At 66.7% G+C, this 17,062-nt stretch carries 11 protein-coding genes; 7 read left to right on the top strand and 4 right to left on the bottom strand.

Going from position 1 to position 17,062, the window contains the following annotated elements; genetic code table 11:
• Positions 1 to 36: 36 nt before the first annotated feature.
• The 3 genes from MLE64_RS05430 to MLE64_RS05420 are packed head-to-tail and all read right to left on the bottom strand — an operon-like array spanning position 37 to position 3,789.
• The gene (locus tag MLE64_RS05430; RefSeq protein WP_243316762.1) at positions 37 to 1,320 is read right to left on the bottom strand and encodes an ABC transporter permease; all 1,284 of its coding nucleotides are present in this window, start codon (positions 1,318 to 1,320) and stop codon (positions 37 to 39) included.
• 2 nt (positions 1,321 to 1,322) lie between these two features.
• The gene (locus tag MLE64_RS05425; protein ID WP_243294174.1) at positions 1,323 to 2,549 is read right to left on the bottom strand and encodes an ABC transporter permease; all 1,227 of its coding nucleotides are present in this window, start codon (positions 2,547 to 2,549) and stop codon (positions 1,323 to 1,325) included.
• Between the two features lie 7 nt (positions 2,550 to 2,556).
• A complete protein-coding gene (locus tag MLE64_RS05420; protein ID WP_243316761.1) occupies positions 2,557 to 3,789 on the bottom strand; it encodes an efflux RND transporter periplasmic adaptor subunit in 1,233 nt (410 codons plus the stop codon).
• A 146-nt stretch (positions 3,790 to 3,935) separates the two neighbouring features.
• On the opposite strand from MLE64_RS05420, the gene MLE64_RS05415 reads away from it, so the two are divergent.
• Positions 3,936 to 6,347, top strand: a complete 2,412-nt coding sequence (locus MLE64_RS05415) for a TonB-dependent receptor (RefSeq protein WP_243316760.1) — start codon at positions 3,936 to 3,938, stop codon at positions 6,345 to 6,347.
• A gap of 13 nt (positions 6,348 to 6,360) precedes the next feature.
• On the opposite strand, the gene MLE64_RS05410 is transcribed toward MLE64_RS05415, so the two are convergent.
• Positions 6,361 to 7,182: a transporter gene (locus MLE64_RS05410; protein WP_243316759.1), complete on the bottom strand. Its 822-nt coding sequence runs from the start codon at positions 7,180 to 7,182 to the stop codon at positions 6,361 to 6,363.
• 194 nt (positions 7,183 to 7,376) lie between these two features.
• Here MLE64_RS05410 and MLE64_RS05405 point away from each other — a divergent pair, with 194 nt between their 5' ends.
• The 6 genes from MLE64_RS05405 (at position 7,377) to MLE64_RS05380 (ending at position 16,925) form a co-directional block, all read left to right on the top strand.
• Entirely contained in the window at positions 7,377 to 9,464 is a 2,088-nt protein-coding gene (locus tag MLE64_RS05405) for a S46 family peptidase (protein ID WP_243316758.1), read from the top strand.
• An 18-nt stretch (positions 9,465 to 9,482) separates the two neighbouring features.
• Complete coding sequence (locus MLE64_RS05400; RefSeq protein WP_243316757.1) at positions 9,483 to 11,579, top strand: S46 family peptidase; 2,097 nt, start codon at positions 9,483 to 9,485, stop codon at positions 11,577 to 11,579.
• Between the two features lie 52 nt (positions 11,580 to 11,631).
• The gene (locus MLE64_RS05395) at positions 11,632 to 13,722 is read left to right on the top strand and encodes a S46 family peptidase (protein WP_243316756.1); all 2,091 of its coding nucleotides are present in this window, start codon (positions 11,632 to 11,634) and stop codon (positions 13,720 to 13,722) included.
• A 452-nt stretch (positions 13,723 to 14,174) separates the two neighbouring features.
• Positions 14,175 to 14,588: a nucleoside 2-deoxyribosyltransferase gene (locus MLE64_RS05390; protein WP_243316755.1), complete on the top strand. Its 414-nt coding sequence runs from the start codon at positions 14,175 to 14,177 to the stop codon at positions 14,586 to 14,588.
• Positions 14,548 to 15,705, top strand: a complete 1,158-nt coding sequence (locus MLE64_RS05385; protein ID WP_243316754.1) for an aldo/keto reductase — start codon at positions 14,548 to 14,550, stop codon at positions 15,703 to 15,705. Before MLE64_RS05390 ends, MLE64_RS05385 begins: the two co-directional genes overlap by 41 nt.
• 188 nt (positions 15,706 to 15,893) lie before the next feature.
• Positions 15,894 to 16,925, top strand: coding sequence for a PIN domain-containing protein (locus tag MLE64_RS05380; protein WP_279342879.1), 1,032 nt, complete (start codon positions 15,894 to 15,896; stop codon positions 16,923 to 16,925).
• Positions 16,926 to 17,062 lie beyond the last annotated feature (137 nt).

Below are 17,062 nucleotides of genomic sequence, written 5' to 3'. Positions count from 1 at the left end.
CAGCGACCTTCATGTCGTTCCGGCCCCCGCGGTGGCCTACTCGTAGCGCAACGCCTCGATGGGGTCCTGCTTCGCGGCCTTCAGGGCGGGCCACAGCCCGAAGATCAGCCCCACGGCCGTGCTGACGCCGAAGCCGAGGACGATGCTCCAGAGGGGCGCGGCGGCGGGGAACTCGAAGGCCAGGCGCACCAGCATGGCGATGCCCAGGCCCACGGCGATGCCGACTGCCCCGCCCACGCCCGTGAGGCTGATGGCCTCCACCAGGAACTGCATGGCGATGTCGCGACGGGTGGCGCCGAGGGCCTTGCGCACGCCGATCTCGCGGGTGCGCTCGGTGACGCTCACCAGCATGATGTTCATGACGCCCACGCCACCCACCAGCAGTGCGATGGCGGCGATGAGGATCATGGCGCCCGCGATGCCGCCGGTGATCTGCTGGAAGGTCTTGAGCTGGGCTTCGCTGGTGAAGATGGCGAAGTCGTTGGGCTGGTTGGCGCGAAGTCCGCGCCGGGCCCGGAGGATGGCCACCTCCTGGTCCATCATGTCGTACATCCGCTTCGGGTCCTTGGGCACGGTGGCGATGTGGATGGTGTCCCCGCCGCCGTTCTTCACCTGGGGGAACATCTCGTCGAAGGTGCTGATGGGGATGAGCAGGATGTTGTCCGCATCGCCGCCCAGGAAGCTTCCCTTCTTCTCCAGCAGCCCGATGACGCTGAAGGCCACGCCGTTCACGAGCACCGTGCGGCCGATGGGATCCCGCTTGCCGAAGAGGGCCTCGGCGGTCATGGGGCCCACCACGCAGGTGCGGGCGGTGTGGGTCACATCCGCGTCCACGAAGAACCGCCCGTCCTGGATGAAGGAGTTGTTGGACGGCGCGTAGTCGGGGTTCGTGCCCACGAATGTGGGGTTGTTCCCCTCCTGGCCTTCGGGGGTCTTGATGCTGAGGTTCGCGGCGTCGTTGCCGAAGAGGTAGCGCTCCTGGGACACGGCCGAGGCGAGCGTGGCCGTCTGCTTGAGGGCCTCGGCGTCCTCGATGGTGAGGTCGCGCCGGCGCTTCTGCTCTTCGGGAATGCGCCCGCCGCCGAAGCGGGGTTCGTACTTCTGGAACTGCACGAGGGTGGTGCCGAAGCTGGAGAAGCTGTCGGTCACCGCGTCGTTGAAGCCCGACACGAAGCTCACCATGGCGATGACCGTGGCCACGCCCGCCACGATGCCCAAGAGCGTGAGGAAGCTCCGCAGCTTCTGCGCCACCATGGCCCGGAAGGCGAACTTGACGTTCTCGCTGCCGATGCCCCTGAATCCGGCTTTGCGGCTGGCCATGGTCACTCCGCCCGGATCGCGTCGATGACGACGAGGTTGGAGGCGCGGTAGGCGGGCAGGAAGCCCGCGGCCAGGCCCACGAGGGTGCTGAGGAGGATGCCCACGAGGACGATGCCCGGCGTGATCTGGGCCGGGAAGTCCGCCACGGCCCGCACGGTGAAGGCCCCGAGGGAGCCCACCAGCACGCCGATGACGCCGCCGGCGGCGGAGAGCAGGGCGGCCTCCAGGAGGAACTGGTACCGGATGTCGCGCTTGCGGGCGCCCAGGGCCATGCGGACGCCGATCTCCTGGGTCCGCTCCACCACGCTCACCAGCATGATGTTCATGATCACGATGCCGCCCACGCCGAGGCTCACGCTGGAGATGAGCATCAGCAGGATGAAGGCGGCGCTGCTGATGGTCTTCCAGAGCTCCTGCAGGCTCTCCTGGGTGAGGAGGCCGAAGGGGTCGGGGCTGCGGAAGCTGGTGTGCCGCATGGCGCGGAACAGGGCCCGCACCTCGTCCATGGAGGCGTCCAGGCCCTCCACCCCGTTCCGGGCCTTGATCTGCAGCTCCAGGCTCTCGTTCGAGGCCATGAAGTTCTTCCGGTAGACCTGGAGGGGGATGTAGATGCGCCCGTCCTGGTTGAAGCCGATGCTCCGGCCCTGCTTGGGCATGAGCCCGATGACGCGGAAGGGGAGGCCGCGGATCAGGATCGTCCGGCCCACGGGATCCAGGTGGGGGAACAGCTCCTCCCGGGTGTTGGCCCCGATGACGGCGACGTTCAGGGCGCCCTGGTCCTCGTTGTCCGTGAAGAACCGCCCGGCCTCGAACTCCAGGTTGAACAGGTCTGCGAAGTTGGAGGTGATGCCGATGACGGCGATGCTGTCCAGGTGGCGGTCGCCGCTCTGCACCGGCATGGAGTTGCCGGCGGCGGCGGAGACCTGGGAGGACTCCTTGAGGATGCCGCTGGAGAGGCGCTGGTACTCCTGCCAGGTGATGGGCGGGCGCTTGAGGGCGTCGATGAACTCCCGTCGGCTCCGGATGATCCCGAACTTCTGGACGACGTAGACGTCCGGGGCCAGGACGATGATCTTCTCCTTCACGTAGGTGTTCAGGCCGGAGATCACGCCCACTACGGCCACGATGGTGGCCACGCCGATGATGACGCCCAGCAGCGTGAGGAAGCTGCGCAGGGTGTGGGCCCGGATCGCCCGGAAGGAGGCGCGGAGGAGTTCAGTGGGGTTCATGGGAGCCTCAGGACTTGGTCTCGTCCTTGTCCTTGTCCTTCTTCTTCGCCTTCTCCACCCGGACCGCCTCGCCGCCCTTGAGGTCGCGGAGCGCCCGGTTGGGGCCGGTGATGAGCGACTCACCGCCCTTGAGGCCGGAGAGCACCTCCACGGAGAGGTCGCCCATGAGGCCGGTCTTCACGGCCACGAACTTGGCCTTGCCCGATTCCATGACGAAGACGCCCTCCTCCTCGCGCGGCGCGCCGGGCTTGTGGGTCTCGCCGGGCTTCAGCTTGATCTCGCGCATGACGAGGGCCTGGAAGGGGATGGCCAGGGCCTGGTCGCGGCTGCCGGTGAAGATGTCCGCCTGGGCGGAGAGGCCGGGCTTGATGGTGATGGGCGGATCCTTGATCCACACCTTCACCTTGAACTTGGTGGCGTCGTTCACGCTGGTCTTCAGGATGGGACTGCCGCCCACTTCCGTGACCTGGCCCTGGAAGACCTGGTTGGGATAGGCGTCGATGCGGATCTGCGCCTCCTGGCCCAGCTTCACGGTGGGGATGGAGGCCTCGTCCACCTCCATCTCGGCCTCCACCTTGCTCATGTCGGAGACGGTGAGGAGCACGGTGCCGGCCTGGTTCTGGAGGCCGGGCACAGCGGTCTCGCCCAGCTCGATGCGGCGGGCGGTGACGACGCCGTCCATGGGCGCGGCGATGGTGGAGAAGCCGAGGCCCACATGGGACTGGCTCAGGTTGGCCTTGGCCTGGTCCGTGCGGCGGCGGGCCGTCTCCTGCGCGGCCTGGGCGGTCTCGAGGGCGGTCTTCGCCCGCTCGAAATCCGCCGCGGAGATGATGCCCGCGTCCCGGTTGGCCTTGGCCCGGTCGAAGTCGGACTTGGCCTGGGCGAGGTTGGCGGTGGCGGAGGTCAGGTCCGACTGGGCCGCGTGCAGGCTGGCCTGCATGGCCTCGGAGTTGGCCCGGGCGCTGCGGGGATCGATCTCCATGAGGAACTGGCCCTTGTGGACCCGGTCGCCCTCCTTGACCGCCAGGCGGGTGACCTGGCCCATGATGCTCGCGGAGATGTCCGCCTTCGTCACCGCCTGGATCTTGCCGTTGGCGCTCACCTTGGCCTGCAGGTTCTCCCGGGCCACGGTGGCCACCTGGATGGCGATGCCCTTGTCCCGCATGCCGGCGATGCTCAGGCCGGCGATCACGAAGATCGCCAGACCTCCGCCGAGGATCCACATCTGCTTCCGCTTCATGTCAAAGGCCTCCCCAACGGGCTGATCGCATCTCAATCTTCGCTCAGGCGGTCCAAGGGTTTAGTGGCCTTGGACGTCATAAATGGAATTGTTTTCTATTGATCATACGCTCCAGTTGGAAAATAATTTCATCTGGAGGACTCGCCTTGTCCCATGCTCCCTTCGGCCCCACCATCCTAGCCCTTCTTGCGGCTGGGCCTGCATTTGCCGCGGCTGCGGGCAGCGGAGCCCTCGCCGGACGGGTGCTGGACGACCAGGGAAGGCCGGTGGCCCAGGCCCAGGTCCGCCTGGAGAACCGGGTCTCCGGATTCCGCCAGACGGTCGTCACGGACGCCTCGGGCACCTACGCCGCCTACAACATCCCCTTCAGCGACTACCACCTGGAGGTGGTGGCGCCGGGGATGCAGGACCTCCACCAGAACATCTCGGTCCGCTCCAACCTGCCCACCCAGCTCGACCTGCGGCTGAAGGCAGCCCAGGCCTCCGCCATGGTGGCGGTGGAGGACACGGTGTCCCTGGTGGAGGCCCATCCCTCGGCCCACATCGACATCGACCGCTCCACCATCGAGAAGATCCCCACTGCCGTGCAGAGCCGGGCCATGGAGAGCATCCTGCTCGCCACGCCGGGCTTCATCCAGGACGAGAACGGCCGCTTCCACTTCCGCGGCAGCCACGGGCAGGTGACCTACGTGGTGGATGGGGTGCCCGTCACCGACCAGGTGCAGTCCACCTTCTCGAACTCCCTGGACCCCTCCCAGGTGGAGAGCATGGAGGTCATCACCGGCGGGGTGAGCGCTGAGTACGGCGGGAAGCCGGCGGCCGTGGTGAACCTCACCAGCAAATCCGGCCTGGGTTCGCCCCGGCCCTTCCAGGGTGAGCTGTCCCTGGGCGCCTCGCGGTTCAGCACCCGCGAGCTGGGCTTCGGGGCCCGCGGCGGGACGGCTTCCTTCGGCTACTTCGTGACCGGCGCCGCCTCCGAGAGCGACCGGTTCCTCGACCCCGTGAACTTCGAGAACCTGCACAACCACGGCACCACGAGCAGGCTCTTCACCCGCTTCGACTGGCTGCTGGGCGCCAGCGACATTCTCCGGTTCTCCGCCAGCGGGGGCAGCACGGACCGGGACGTGGTGAACCTGGCCTCCCAGCAGGCGGCCGGGCAGGACCAGCGGGTCCACACCACGGACGTGAACCTGAACCTGGGCTGGACCCACCTGCTGGGCGCGGACCGCAGCCTGGATGTGGCGGTCTACTACCGCGGCGCCACCGCGCGCCTGGACCCCACCCGCGACCTCCAGCCGGGCTTCGGCGGCGGCGGGCCGGACACGCCCGTGTGGATCCGCTCGGACCGGCGCCTGGACAACCAGGGCGCCCAGGCGGGCTACACCCAGCGGAACGGCGACAACACCTTCAAGGTGGGCCTCCAGGTCGTGCGCTACCCCCTGCACGAGCGCTTCGACATGGCCATCACCGACCAGGCCCAGGCGTCTGGGCCCTCGGATCCACTGTATCCCTACACCCCCGCCGGGGGCGGGAACATCCTCCGCTTCGCGGACGGCTTCGCGCCCTCCCTGGCCTCGGCCTACGTCCAGGACGACCTGAAGGCCGGGCGCTGGACCTTCGCCATGGGCCTCCGCTTCGACAGCTACCAGGGGCGGGACTTCACCCAGAACGAGCTCCAGCCGAGGCTGGGCGTCACCTACGCGCTGCCCGGGATCGGCACCCTGGTGCGGGTGGTCTACGACCGGCTGCTCATCACGCCGGAGAACGAGAACCTGGCCTTCTCCACCTCCCAGACCGCCTGGAACCTGGTCACCCAGTCCGCCACGCCCGTGCCCCGGCTCCGGGCCGAGACCCAGGACAGCTACCTGGTGGGCCTGGAGCAGCAGCTGGGGCAGGTGGCCCGCGTCAGCCTCGACTACTGGTGGAAGGACAGCCGGAACTCCGCCGACAACAGCCAGTTCATGAACACGGGCATCCTCTTCCCCATCAGCGCGTGGAAGGGGCGCTTCCACGGCCTGGACCTGCGCGTGGACACGGTCCCCATCCGGGGCTGGTCCGCCTACCTGAGCGCGGGCACCGTCCGGACGCTCTACTACAGCCCGACCCTCGGGGGCCTGGACTCCGCCGATCCCACGGTGAACGGGCCCGCCGGAACGCCGTACCTCATCGACCACGACCAGAAGCTCACCGCCCAGCTGGGCGTGCGGTACGAGCAGGGCGGCTTCTTCGCCCAGGCCTCGGGCCGGTACGACTCGGGCCTGGAGGCGGGCGACCCCGCCACCGTCGCCGGGAATCCGGACTACGCCTTCGGCATCCCCTACGTCCGGACGGAGACCGACAGCCTGGTGGGCCTCAACCACCGCATCAAGTCCCGCACCATCCTGAACCTCAACGCCGGGCAGGCGTGGACGCTCAAGAACGGGCAGAAGCTGTCGGTGGGCCTGGACCTGCTGAACGCCACGGACGAGAAGGGCCTCTACAACTTCCTCAGCGCCTTCGGCGGCACCCACGTCATCCCGCCACGAACCTTGGCGGCGCGGGTGAAGTGGACGTTCTAGCCCTACTCGCTTCTCAGAACGGGTGCTCGAAGCTCAGGTAGAGGAAGATGGCCTTCTCGCCCCGGCTTGCGCCCACGCCGATGGGCACGGCGATGCCGGGGACGATCTGGAGCCCGCTGGGGAAGTTGTAGGCCCAGCGGATGCCGGGGGAGATGTAGGACGTGCTCTGCCGATCGGTCTGGCCGGGGCCCGTCACGGTCTCGCCGCTGGTGTAGACGTATTCCAGCATCACGTTGAAGCGCGGGGCCGCCAGCCAGATGAAGCTCTGGCCCAGGTTGTAGTCCTGGGTGAAGCCCCGGTCGCCGTCCGGGCTGAGGGCACGGGGCGTATGGGTGGCGCCGGCGTTGAAGTGGCCCACGAAGGCGCGGCCCAGGGTGAAGCTCACGGGCAGGTTCACCTGGAAGCCCGTGCCGCCCTTGCCGTAGCCGGTCTTCTCGTCGCCCGTGGGCAGCAGCACGCTGAACCGCGGGGCGATGGCCACCGGGGCATCGCCGTCGCCCAGCAGCTGGTAGCGGTAGTTCAGGGCCACGTCCCCGAAGGCCTGCCTGCCGTCCAGCGAGGCGCCCAGCCGCTGCCAGGGCAGGGTGAAGCTGAACTGGTGCTTCAGCCCGCCCACGGGCCACTCCTGGGTGAAGGTATAGATCCAGTCCCGGCTCTCCCGGTAGCGGGTGAAGGTGCTGATGTGCTGCACCACGCCCGGTTCCTGGTTGTAGGCCTCCTCCACGAGGAAGGAGTTGTCCTGGATGGGGCCTTCCTTCGTCTCCTGGGCCGCCAGGGACGTGGCGAGCAGGAGGCCAGGGAGGAGGCGCGGGAGGAGGCGGATGGGCGTCGTCATAATTGTGATATTGAGTCTCAAAAAATTATAATTCAAGACCTCGGGGTTAAGAAGTGATGGCTGTCACCAGGCTGAAGATCCGCTGCGGGTCCCAGTCTAGCCAGGCTGGCCAGATCCCGGGTCCCGAGCCGGATGGCAGGCGGATCCAAGGATACGTAGTGATACGATGGTTATCCCCCCTAAGTGGAGCCTCCATGTCGTTCCGAGCCCGACGCCTGACCTTCCCCCTGCTCGTCCTCGCCCTGGCCTCCGGGTCGGCGAAGGCCGAGGAGGGCATGTGGACCTTCGACAACCTGCCGACGAAGAAGATCCAGGCGGCCTACGGCTGGGCGCCGGACCAGGCCTGGCTGGACCATGTGCGCCTGTCGGCCCTGCGCTTCCCGGGCGGCTCCGGCTCCTTCGTGAGCGCGGACGGCCTGGTGCTCACCAACCATCATGTGGGCCGGGGCTGGATCCAGCGGGTCAGCGACAAGGACCACGACTACGTGAAGAACGGCTTCGCCGCCCAGGACCGCGAGCATGAGATCAAGGTCCCGGGGCTCGAGCTGCTGACGCTCATGGCCATGGACAACATCACCGATCGGCTGGCCAAGGCCGTGAAGGCCGGCACGCCGGAGTCCGAGGCCCACAAGCTCCGCGGGGCGGAGATCGAGCGGATCAAGAAGGAGATGCAGGAGAAGAGCGGCCTCACCTGCGAGCACGTGACCCTCTACCAGGGCGGCGAGCACTGGATCTACAGCTACAAGAAGCACACCGACGTCCGCCTGGTCTTCGCGCCCGAGATGCAGATCGCCTTCTTCGGCGGAGACCACGACAACTTCACCTACCCCCGGCACAACCTCGACTTCTCCATCTTCCGGGTCTACGAGAACGGGAAGCCCTACCACCCGAAGGAGTTCCTGCACTGGACGCGGACGGGCCTGAAGGCGGGCGACCTGACCTTCGTGACCGGCCATCCCGGCCGCACCAGCCGCCAGGACACCCTGGCCCAGATGATCTACTCCCGGGACGTGGCCATTCCCATGCGCCTCAAGGGCCTGGAGCGGCGGAAGGAAGCCCTGGTCGAGTACGGGAAGTCCTCCCCGGAGGCCGCCCGCCAGGTCAACACCCAGATCTTCGGCGTCGAGAACGGCCTGAAGGCCGTCAACGGCTACTGGTCCGGCCTCAAGAACCCCGAGGCCATGGCCCGGATCGCCGCGGCCGAGAAGGACCTTCGCGCCAAGGTGGCCGCGGATCCCCGGCTCGCGGCGGAGGTCGGGGACGCCTGGGGACGCATCGAGGCGGCGCTCAAGGTCTCCGAGCAGCTGGCCCGGGAGAACCAGATCGTCGGCACCGCGGATTCCAGCCTCCTGGGCTACGCCCTCGCCCTGGTGCGCATCACCGATGAGGAACACCTCCCCAGCGACAAGCGCCTGCCCGAATACAGCGACGCGAACCTGAAGGCCGCCAAGGCCCGCCTCTGCGTCCACGCGCCCTTCTACGCCGAGCAGGAGATCTTCCTGTTCACTCAGGGGCTGGAGCACGCCGCGAAGGAGCTCGGCGGCTCCCATCCCTACGTCCAGGCCATGCTGGGCGGCAAGCCGGCGGCCGAGGTCGCCCGGGCGGCCGTGTCCGGCTCCAAGCTCGCGGATCCCGAGTTCCGCAAGGCGCTCCTGGCCGGCGGCAAGAAGGCCGTGGCCGAGTGCCAGGACCCCATGATCCTCCTGGCCCGGAAGCTGGATCCCCTGTCCCGCGAGATGCGCCGGAAGCAGGTGGATCAGGTGCAGAGCGTGCTCACCGAGTGCGGCATGCGCATCGCCAAGGCCCGCTTCGCGGCCTACGGCAAGGGCACCTACCCGGACGCCACCTTCACCCTGCGCCTGACCTACGGGCCCGTCGCCGAGTACCCGGCCAACGGCACGCTCATCCAGCCCTTCACCACCTTCGGCGGCCTCTTCGACCGCTACGACGGGTGGGGCGGCAACGCCGCCGCGGCCCACGACGGGGCCTGGACCCTGCCCCAGCGCTGGATCGACAAGCGCGGCGCCCTCGATCCCGCCATGCCCTTCAACTTCGTCCACAAGGTCGACATCATCGGCGGCAACTCCGGCTCGCCCGTGGTGGACCGCAAGGGCGAGCTGGTGGGCCTCATCTTCGATGGCGACATCGACATGCTGCCCGGCAACTACTTCTACGACGACAAGGCCAACCGCGGCGTCTCCGTGGATGCCCGCGGCCTCCTGCATGCCCTGGACAAGGTCTACGGCGCCTCCGCGCTCGTGGCCGAGCTGACCGGCAAGTAGACCCACTCAGGAGCCCCCATGCGACACCTTTCCGTTCTCGCCCTCGCCCTCGTCTCCACGCTCGCCCTGCCGGCCCTCCGGGCCGAGGAGGGCATGTGGACCTTCGACAACCTGCCCCTGAAGCAGCTCAAGGAGAAGTACGCCTTCGAGCCCGGCCAGGCCTGGATCGACCACGTGCGCCTCTCCACGCTCACCCTGGGCGGCTGCACGGGCTCCTTCGTGAGCGCGGACGGCCTGGTGGTCACCAACCACCACTGCACCCGGGGCTCGCTGTCCCGCCTGTCCACCAAGGACCGCGACCTGGTGAAGGACGGCTTCGTGGCCATGAGCCGCGACCAGGAGCTCAAGCTCCCCGGCCTGACCTACCGCACCCTCATGGCCATGGAGAACGTGACCGGGCGCGTGGCCAAGGCCGTGAAGCCCGGGCTCACCGAGAAGCAGGCCGGCGAGGCCCGCGCCAAGGAGCTGGACGCCATCAAGGCCGAGCTGGAGAAGCAGACCGGCCTCACCTACGACGTGGTGAACCTCTACCAGGGCGGCGAGACCTGGATGTACGGCTTCAAGGTCTTCAAGGACATCCGCCTCGTGGCCGCCCCCGAGATCGCCGTGGCGGCCTTCGGCGGCGACTACGACAACTTCACCTACCCCCGCCACGACCTGGACTTCTCCATGGTCCGCGTCTACGAGAACGACAAGCCCTACCATCCGGCCCACCACCTCACCTGGAGCACCGAGGGCCTGAAGGCCGGCGACCTCACCTTCGTGGTGGGCCACCCGGGCCGCACCAGCCGCCTCCAGACCTTCGCCCAGATGAAGTACGACCGCGACTTCGGCATCCCCACCTACCTGAAGAACGCGGACCGCACCCGCGCCCTCCTCGAGGAGTACGGCAAGCAGGACGCCGAGCACGCCCGCCAGGTCCAGACGATGATCCTGGGCGTGAACAACGGCGCCAAGGCCAACGAGGGCTCCCTGGCCGGACTGAAGGACGCCGAGGCCATGAAGCGCATCGAGGCCACCGAGAAGGCCCTGAAGGCCGCCGTGGCCAAGGATCCCAAGCTGGCCGCCACCACCGGCAAGAGCTGGGCCCGCGTCGAGCAGGCCATGCAGCTCCAGAAGGCCAACCTCAAGGAATCGCTCTATGTGGGTGCGGCCCGCTCCGCCACCCTGGGCCAGGCCCTCGGCCTGGTGCGCCTCGCCGCCCAGCAGGAGCTCCCCGTGGAGAAGCGCCTCACGGAGTACCGCTCCGAGGCCGGCCTGAAGGTCCTGAAGACCCGCCTCTCCGGCCCCGCCATGGGCATGATGGGGCAGGGCGCCAACCCCGAGCTGGAGACCCTCCTCTTCACCCGAAGCCTGGAGGACGCCCGGCGCGAGCTGGGCCCGCAGCACCCCTACATCGTCGCCGTCCTGGGCGGCAAGACGCCCGCCGAGGTGGCCAAGGCCGCCGTGGAGGGCACGAAGCTGAACGACCAGGCCGTGCGCAAGGATCTGATCGACGGCGGCCAGAAGGCCGTGGCCGGGAGCGCCGATCCCATGATCGTGCTGGCCCGCAAGCTCGAGCCCATCCTCCTGGCCCAGCGGAAGAAGCAGGACGACGTGAAGGCCATCCTGGAGGAGCACGGCGCCCGCATCGCCAAGGCCCGCTTCGCGGTCTACGGCAAGACCCTGCCGCCGGACGCCACGGGCACGCTGCGCATCACCTACGGCGCCGTGGCCACCTATCCCGCCAACGGCACCCTCCAGCAGCCCTTCACCACCTGGGCCGGCCTCTACGACCGCCACTTCGGCTGGGGCGGCAACGAGGCGAAGGACTACACCGACTGGCACCTGCCCCAGCGCTGGCTGGACCGCATGGGCAAGCTGGACCTGAAGACGCATCTCAACTTCTCCCACGCCGTGGACACCACCGGCGGCAACTCCGGCAGCCCCGTGGTGAACCGCAAGGGCGAGCTGGTGGGCCTGCTCTTCGATGGCAACATCGAGGGCAACGCCGGCCGCTACTTCTACGACGAGAAGGTGAACCGCAGCGTCTCCGTGGACGCCCAGGCCATCCTGGAGGCGCTCGTGAAGGTCTACGACGCGCCCCACTTGGCAGCCGAGCTCACCGGCAAGTGAACCTGAACGACTGAACGCCAGGGGCCCTCCGGGGCCCCTTTTCGGAGCTTCCATGCGCCTTACCGCCCTCGCCCTCCTGCTCGCCGTCCTGCCCGCCCTGCGCGCGGACGAGGGCATGTGGACCTTCGACAACATCCCCGTGAAGCAGATCAAGGCCAAGTACGGTGTGGACCTCGATGCCACCTGGCTGAGGAACCTGCAGCTCGCCACGGTGCGCTTCCCCGGCGGCACGGGGGCCTTCGTGAGCCGGGACGGTCTGGTGGTGACCAACCACCACGTGGGCCGGGGCGCCATCGCCCAGGTGTCCACGGCCCAGGCCGACCTGGTGAAGAACGGCTTCACGGCGGCCCGGCGGAGCCAAGAGATCAAGGTGCCGGGCCTGGAGCTGATGATGCTCGTCTCCATGAAGGACGTGACGGCGCGGGTGAACGATGCCGTGAAGCCCGGCATGACGGACCAGGAGGCCCTGGCGGCGCGGCTCAACGCCTTGGCGGATCTCCGCCGGACGGAGGAGGCCAGGACCGGCCTCACCTGCGAGCCCGTCACCCTCTACCAGGGCGGCGAGTACTGGCTCTACCGCTACAAGAAGTTCAGTGACGTGCGGCTGGTGGCGGCCCCGGAGCTCCAGGTGGCGGCCTTCGGCGGCGACCCGGACAACTACACCTACCCGCGCCACAACCTGGATTTCTCCCTGTTCCGCGTCTACGAGGACGGGAAGCCCTACCGGCCCGAGGCCCTCCTGCCCTTCAGCGCCAAGGGCGTGGCCATGGGCGAGCTGACCTTCATCTCGGGGCATCCGGGCGTCACCTACCGCCAGCAGACCCACGCGCAGATGGCCTATGCCCGCGACATCGGCATCCCCTTCCAGCTCCACACCCTGGAGCGCCAGAAGCAGGCCCTCCTGGCGTATTCGGCCACCTCGCCCGAGGCGCACCGCCTCGCCGCCGAGCCCATCTACGGCATCGAGAACGGCCACAAGCGGCTCAGTGGCCAGCTCCTGGGCCTCGCCAAGCCGGAGAACCTGAAGAAGGTGGCCGAGGCCGAGGCCGCCCTGAAGGCCGCCGTGGCCAAGGATCCCGCCCTGCAGGCCCGCGTGGGCGGGAGCTGGGACCGGGTGGCCCAGGCCGTGGAGCGGCAGAAGGCGCTGCTGAAGGAAGCCACCTACCTCGATGCCGGCCGCGGAACTCTGGTGGGCCGGGTGGCCAGCCTGCGCCACGCCCTCACGCTGGTGCGGCTCGCGGACGAGCTGGCCAAGCCCTCGGCCGAGCGGCTCAGCGAGTTCAGCGACGGCAACCTCAAGGCCACCAAGGCGCAGATTCTCTCGCCCCGGCCCGTGCAGAAGCCCATCGACGCCACGCTGCTGGCGGCGGGGCTGCAGGAGGCGAAGGACGAGCTGGGCGCGGAGCATCCCTTCGTGAAGGCCCTGCTGGGCGGCCAGACGCCCGAGGCCGTGGCTCAGGCCGCGGTGGCGGGTACGAAGCTGGACGATCCCGCCGTGCGGAAGGCGCTGGCCGAAGGCGGCAAGGCCGCCATCGACGCCAGCACGGATCCCATGATCCTCTTGGCGCGGAAGGTCGATCCCTTCGGCCGTGCCATCCACACGCGGATGGAGGCCGAGGTCACGGGCGTCTTCAACGAGCACGGCGGGCGCATCGCCGAGGCCCGCTTCAAGGCCTTCGGTCGGGCCGTCTATCCGGACGCCACCTTCACCCTGCGGCTGGGCTACGGCCCCGTCGCCACCTACGCCAACGGCACGGGCACCCTGGCCCAGCCCTTCACGACGTTCATGGGGATGTACGACCGCCACCTGGGCTGGGGCGGCAATGCCGCCGCCGCGGAGCACGGGGCCTGGACCCTGCCGGAGCGCTGGCTCAAACGGCAGTCGAAGCTGGACCTGGCCACGCCCTTCAACTTCATCTACGCGTGCGACACCGTGGGCGGCAACAGCGGCAGCCCCGTGGTGAACGTGAAGGGCGAGTTCGTGGGCATCAACTTCGACAGCGTGTTCGAAGGGCAGGGCGGCTACTACGTCTACGACCCCGACACCAAGCGCGCCGTGGCCACCGACGCCCGCGCCATCCTCGAGGCCCTGCGGAAGGTGATGGACGGCGGCTACCTCGCGGACGAGCTCCTGGGCCGCTGAGGCCCGGGGAATCCAAACAGCAAAAGACGGAACGCGAAGGGTGCGAAGGAAGGACGGAAGCACACGAAGGGATGACCTGGGGTCCGGGCAGCCTCCGCCTGGAAGGCCTGAACCGCGAATGACGCGAATCGCCCTTCGGGCGCGCGAATGGTGAACGATCTTGCTTCCGCCTCCACGCGCGGGGCGGGCCTGGCGGCCTTCAAGAGCCGACATGCCCGCCCCGCGCGTGGCCAGCCGCGCATCACGCGGCTGGGGGCCGGAGGCCCAGGCGGCCCATCTCCGCCGCGATTCGCGCCCATTCGCGTCATTCGCGGTTGTTCGCTTTTCCAGCTTCCTTCGCGCCCTTCGCTCCTTGCTTGGCGTCCTTCGCGTTCGTCCTTTCCTCTCAGACATTCCCCCGGTGCCCGGGGCTGTGTGACTCTGGGGATCACTTTTCTTTCATGAGGCATCAGGTGGATCTGTATCTTTCGTGTTCCCTCACCGGCGGACGCCAGGACCAGCCCGTGGTGGCGGCGCTGGTGGCCCGCATGGAGGCCCTGGGCCACCGCGTGCTGACGGCGCACCTGGCCGCCGAATCGGCCGTGGCGGCGGACGGCGGCCTGGCGCCCGAAGAGGTCTACCAGCGGGACACGGCCTGGCTCCGCGCCAGCGAGGCGGTCATTGCCGAGGTCAGCACGCCCTCCCACGGCGTGGGCTTCGAGATCGCCTACGCGCTGGAGCGCGGCAAGCCCGTGCTCTGCCTGGCCCGCGAAGGCGTCCGCGTCAGCAAGATGCTCACAGGCATCCGGCAGGACGGCGTGGCCTTCCAGACCTACGGGGCCGTTGATGAAGCCCTGGCGCACCTGGAGACCTTCCTGGGGCGATAATGATGACCAGATCCTGAATCCCACGGAGGACGCCATGTCCGAGGCCGGCACCACCCGACGCGACCTGTTCAAGCTGGGAGCCGCCGCGGCGGCGGGCCTTGTGGCCACGCGCCTCGCGGCAGTGGAACCGGTGCTGGGCTTGGAGCCCGTGGCCCTCCATCCCGCGCCCCATCCGCCCTTCAACCCCGCCACCGCCGCGGCCATGCCCACGCGCAACCTGGGGCGCACGGGGCACAAGGTGGGGATCTTCAGCCTGGGCGGCCAAGCCTCCATCGAGAAGCCCCACAACGAGAAGGTGGCCATCCCCCTCATCGAGCGGGCCCTGGACCTGGGCGTGAACTACTGCGACACCTCCGCCCGCTACGGCGGCGAGGCCCGCTGGAGCGAGCAGTACTTCGGGCAGGTGATGAAGCGGCGGCGGGCCGAGGCCTTCCTCGCCACCAAGACCCACGACCGCACGGCGGACGGCTCGCTGCGGCTGCTGGAGACCTCCCTCAAGCTGCTCCAGACCGACCACGTGGACCTCTGGCAGCTCCACGCCATGAGCACCATGGACGATGTGGAACGCATTTGTGCCAAGGGCGGCGCCCTGGAGGCCTTCCAGAAGGCGCGGGACCAGAAGCTGGTGCGCTTCCTGGGCCTCAGCGGCCATACCGATCCCGATGTGCTGGCCGAGGCCATCCGCCGCTTCCCCTTCGACACGGTGCTCATGGCCTTCAACGCCGCCGACACCTGGCACCTGCCCTTCAAGAAGACCCTGCTGCCCCTGGCCGTGGAGAAGGAGATGGGCATCATCGGCATGAAGATCCCCGCCCGAGGCCGTCTTCTGGCCGGCGTCCAGCCGCCACCGCCCGAGAAGCAGCGCGGCACCGCCAAGCATGACCGCCCCGGCACCCTCACCATCAAGGAGGCCATGCGCTACGCCCTGAGCCACCCCGTGAGCACCGTCATCATCGGCGTGGACAACATCGCCCAGCTCGAAGAGAACGTCCGCATCGCGGGCGAGTTCCTGCCACTGAATGCCTCACAGCTGGAAGCGTTGGAGCAGAAGGTGAAGCCCGTCTATGGGCAGGCGCAGTGGTACAAACGGGATGCGCCGGCGAATCCTGGGAAATGAAAAAAGAAGGATTTAGCCACTGATGAACACAGATGAACACCGATAAAAGCGAATGAATATTGGTGAAGGATGAAGGGTGGACAGCCCGTCTGTTCGGATTGAAGATGCTTGTCAAGAAACCCCTGACGGACCGTTGACCACCTTTGCATTACAGCGATTCGTCTAATTCAAAGTTAGGCATTTCCTCTATGACTCTACCAAGCCATGTTTTTTTAGACACGAGTGTGCTGGCTGGTCAGCAGTACAACTTTGGTTCGGCAACCCTCACGTCATTTTCAGATGTCGCCAAGGAAAAGGGGCTCCGGCTAGTTCTACCTGCCCCAACCTCAAGCGAGATAGAACGACAAATCAAATTCCGTTCTGATGAAGCATTGAAGGCCCTCGATGAGGCGCGAAGGAAGGCTCCGTTCTTGAAAAAGTGGAAACACTGGCCTGAAAAGCCCACCAACATATTTCAAGAATGGGAAGTCAAGCGCATAGCGATTCAAGAATGGAAGGATTTTCTCGCTCAGTTCAAGGTCGTAAAGCTAAATTATGACGATGTCAAAATTGATAAAATTATGAGTTGGTATGACTCTGTTAGAGCTCCATTTCGTGAAGGAAAAAAACGGAAAGAGTTCCCAGATGCATTTGCCGTTGAATCTCTTGCTCAATACGCATTAAAGCAGCAAATCTATATCGCAGTTGTTTCAGAAGACCAGGATTTCAAGGCGGCCTGTGAGCACTTCACATCCCTGCTCTATTTCCCATCGTTGCCAAAATTGGTTGAAAAATTGTTATCCCAAGAAATCGATTTGGCGCCGATTAGAAATTCAATGCTCAACAAGTCTGACCTTTTGAACGAAGCTGTCACAGACAGCGCTCAAGAGATGAGTTTCTACACGAACGACTCAGATGTTGATCTAGATGAATCTGAAATAGAAGATGTTGAACTGAGAGATGTTCAAATTGTTGGCGTTGGGGATTCCGAATGCACAATCGTCTTCGAGGCGAGCCTCAAAGTTAGGCATAAATTTAGCTGGAGAGAATGGGGCGGCCCAGATGGTGATGAGTACTATATAGAGCATGATTCAACTAGAGAGGAGTCTGATATTTCTGGTACGGCCAAAATTCAAATCGATAAAGATGGTCGGCAGGCCCTTGCTGTCTCTTTTATTGAGCTAGACCAAGATGAGTTGCCTGCAGATGCTCCCTATATTCAAAGATATCGACATTATTAATTTTAAGCTGCTCCAACTCCCGCTCCAGAAATGCCTAACCCTCCGCTCAACTCGGACCCCGCATGCCTTGCCTCTCGCTCTCTTTCAACCTCACGCTTCCTCGGCTCCGCTCAGCGCCTCGGTGCAGACGGGGCTGG

Source organism: Geothrix paludis (assembly GCF_022808815.1).
GTDB lineage: Bacteria > Acidobacteriota > Holophagae > Holophagales > Holophagaceae > Geothrix > Geothrix paludis.
The sequence above is the reverse complement of the archived record's forward strand: the minus strand, read 5'-3'. Positions and strand labels throughout refer to the sequence as shown.

Coding starts and splice junctions, on each gene's coding strand:
- MLE64_RS05420 (WP_243316761.1), bottom strand. CDS start 3,789: ATGAAGCGGAAGCAGATGTGGATCCTCGGCGGAGGTCTGGCGATCTTC.
- MLE64_RS05380 (WP_279342879.1), top strand. CDS start 15,894: ATGACTCTACCAAGCCATGTTTTTTTAGACACGAGTGTGCTGGCTGGT.
- MLE64_RS05425 (WP_243294174.1), bottom strand. CDS start 2,549: ATGAACCCCACTGAACTCCTCCGCGCCTCCTTCCGGGCGATCCGGGCC.
- MLE64_RS05405 (WP_243316758.1), top strand. CDS start 7,377: ATGTCGTTCCGAGCCCGACGCCTGACCTTCCCCCTGCTCGTCCTCGCC.
- MLE64_RS05395 (WP_243316756.1), top strand. CDS start 11,632: ATGCGCCTTACCGCCCTCGCCCTCCTGCTCGCCGTCCTGCCCGCCCTG.
- MLE64_RS05410 (WP_243316759.1), bottom strand. CDS start 7,182: ATGACGACGCCCATCCGCCTCCTCCCGCGCCTCCTCCCTGGCCTCCTG.
- MLE64_RS05400 (WP_243316757.1), top strand. CDS start 9,483: ATGCGACACCTTTCCGTTCTCGCCCTCGCCCTCGTCTCCACGCTCGCC.
- MLE64_RS05385 (WP_243316754.1), top strand. CDS start 14,548: ATGAAGCCCTGGCGCACCTGGAGACCTTCCTGGGGCGATAATGATGAC.
- MLE64_RS05430 (WP_243316762.1), bottom strand. CDS start 1,320: ATGGCCAGCCGCAAAGCCGGATTCAGGGGCATCGGCAGCGAGAACGTC.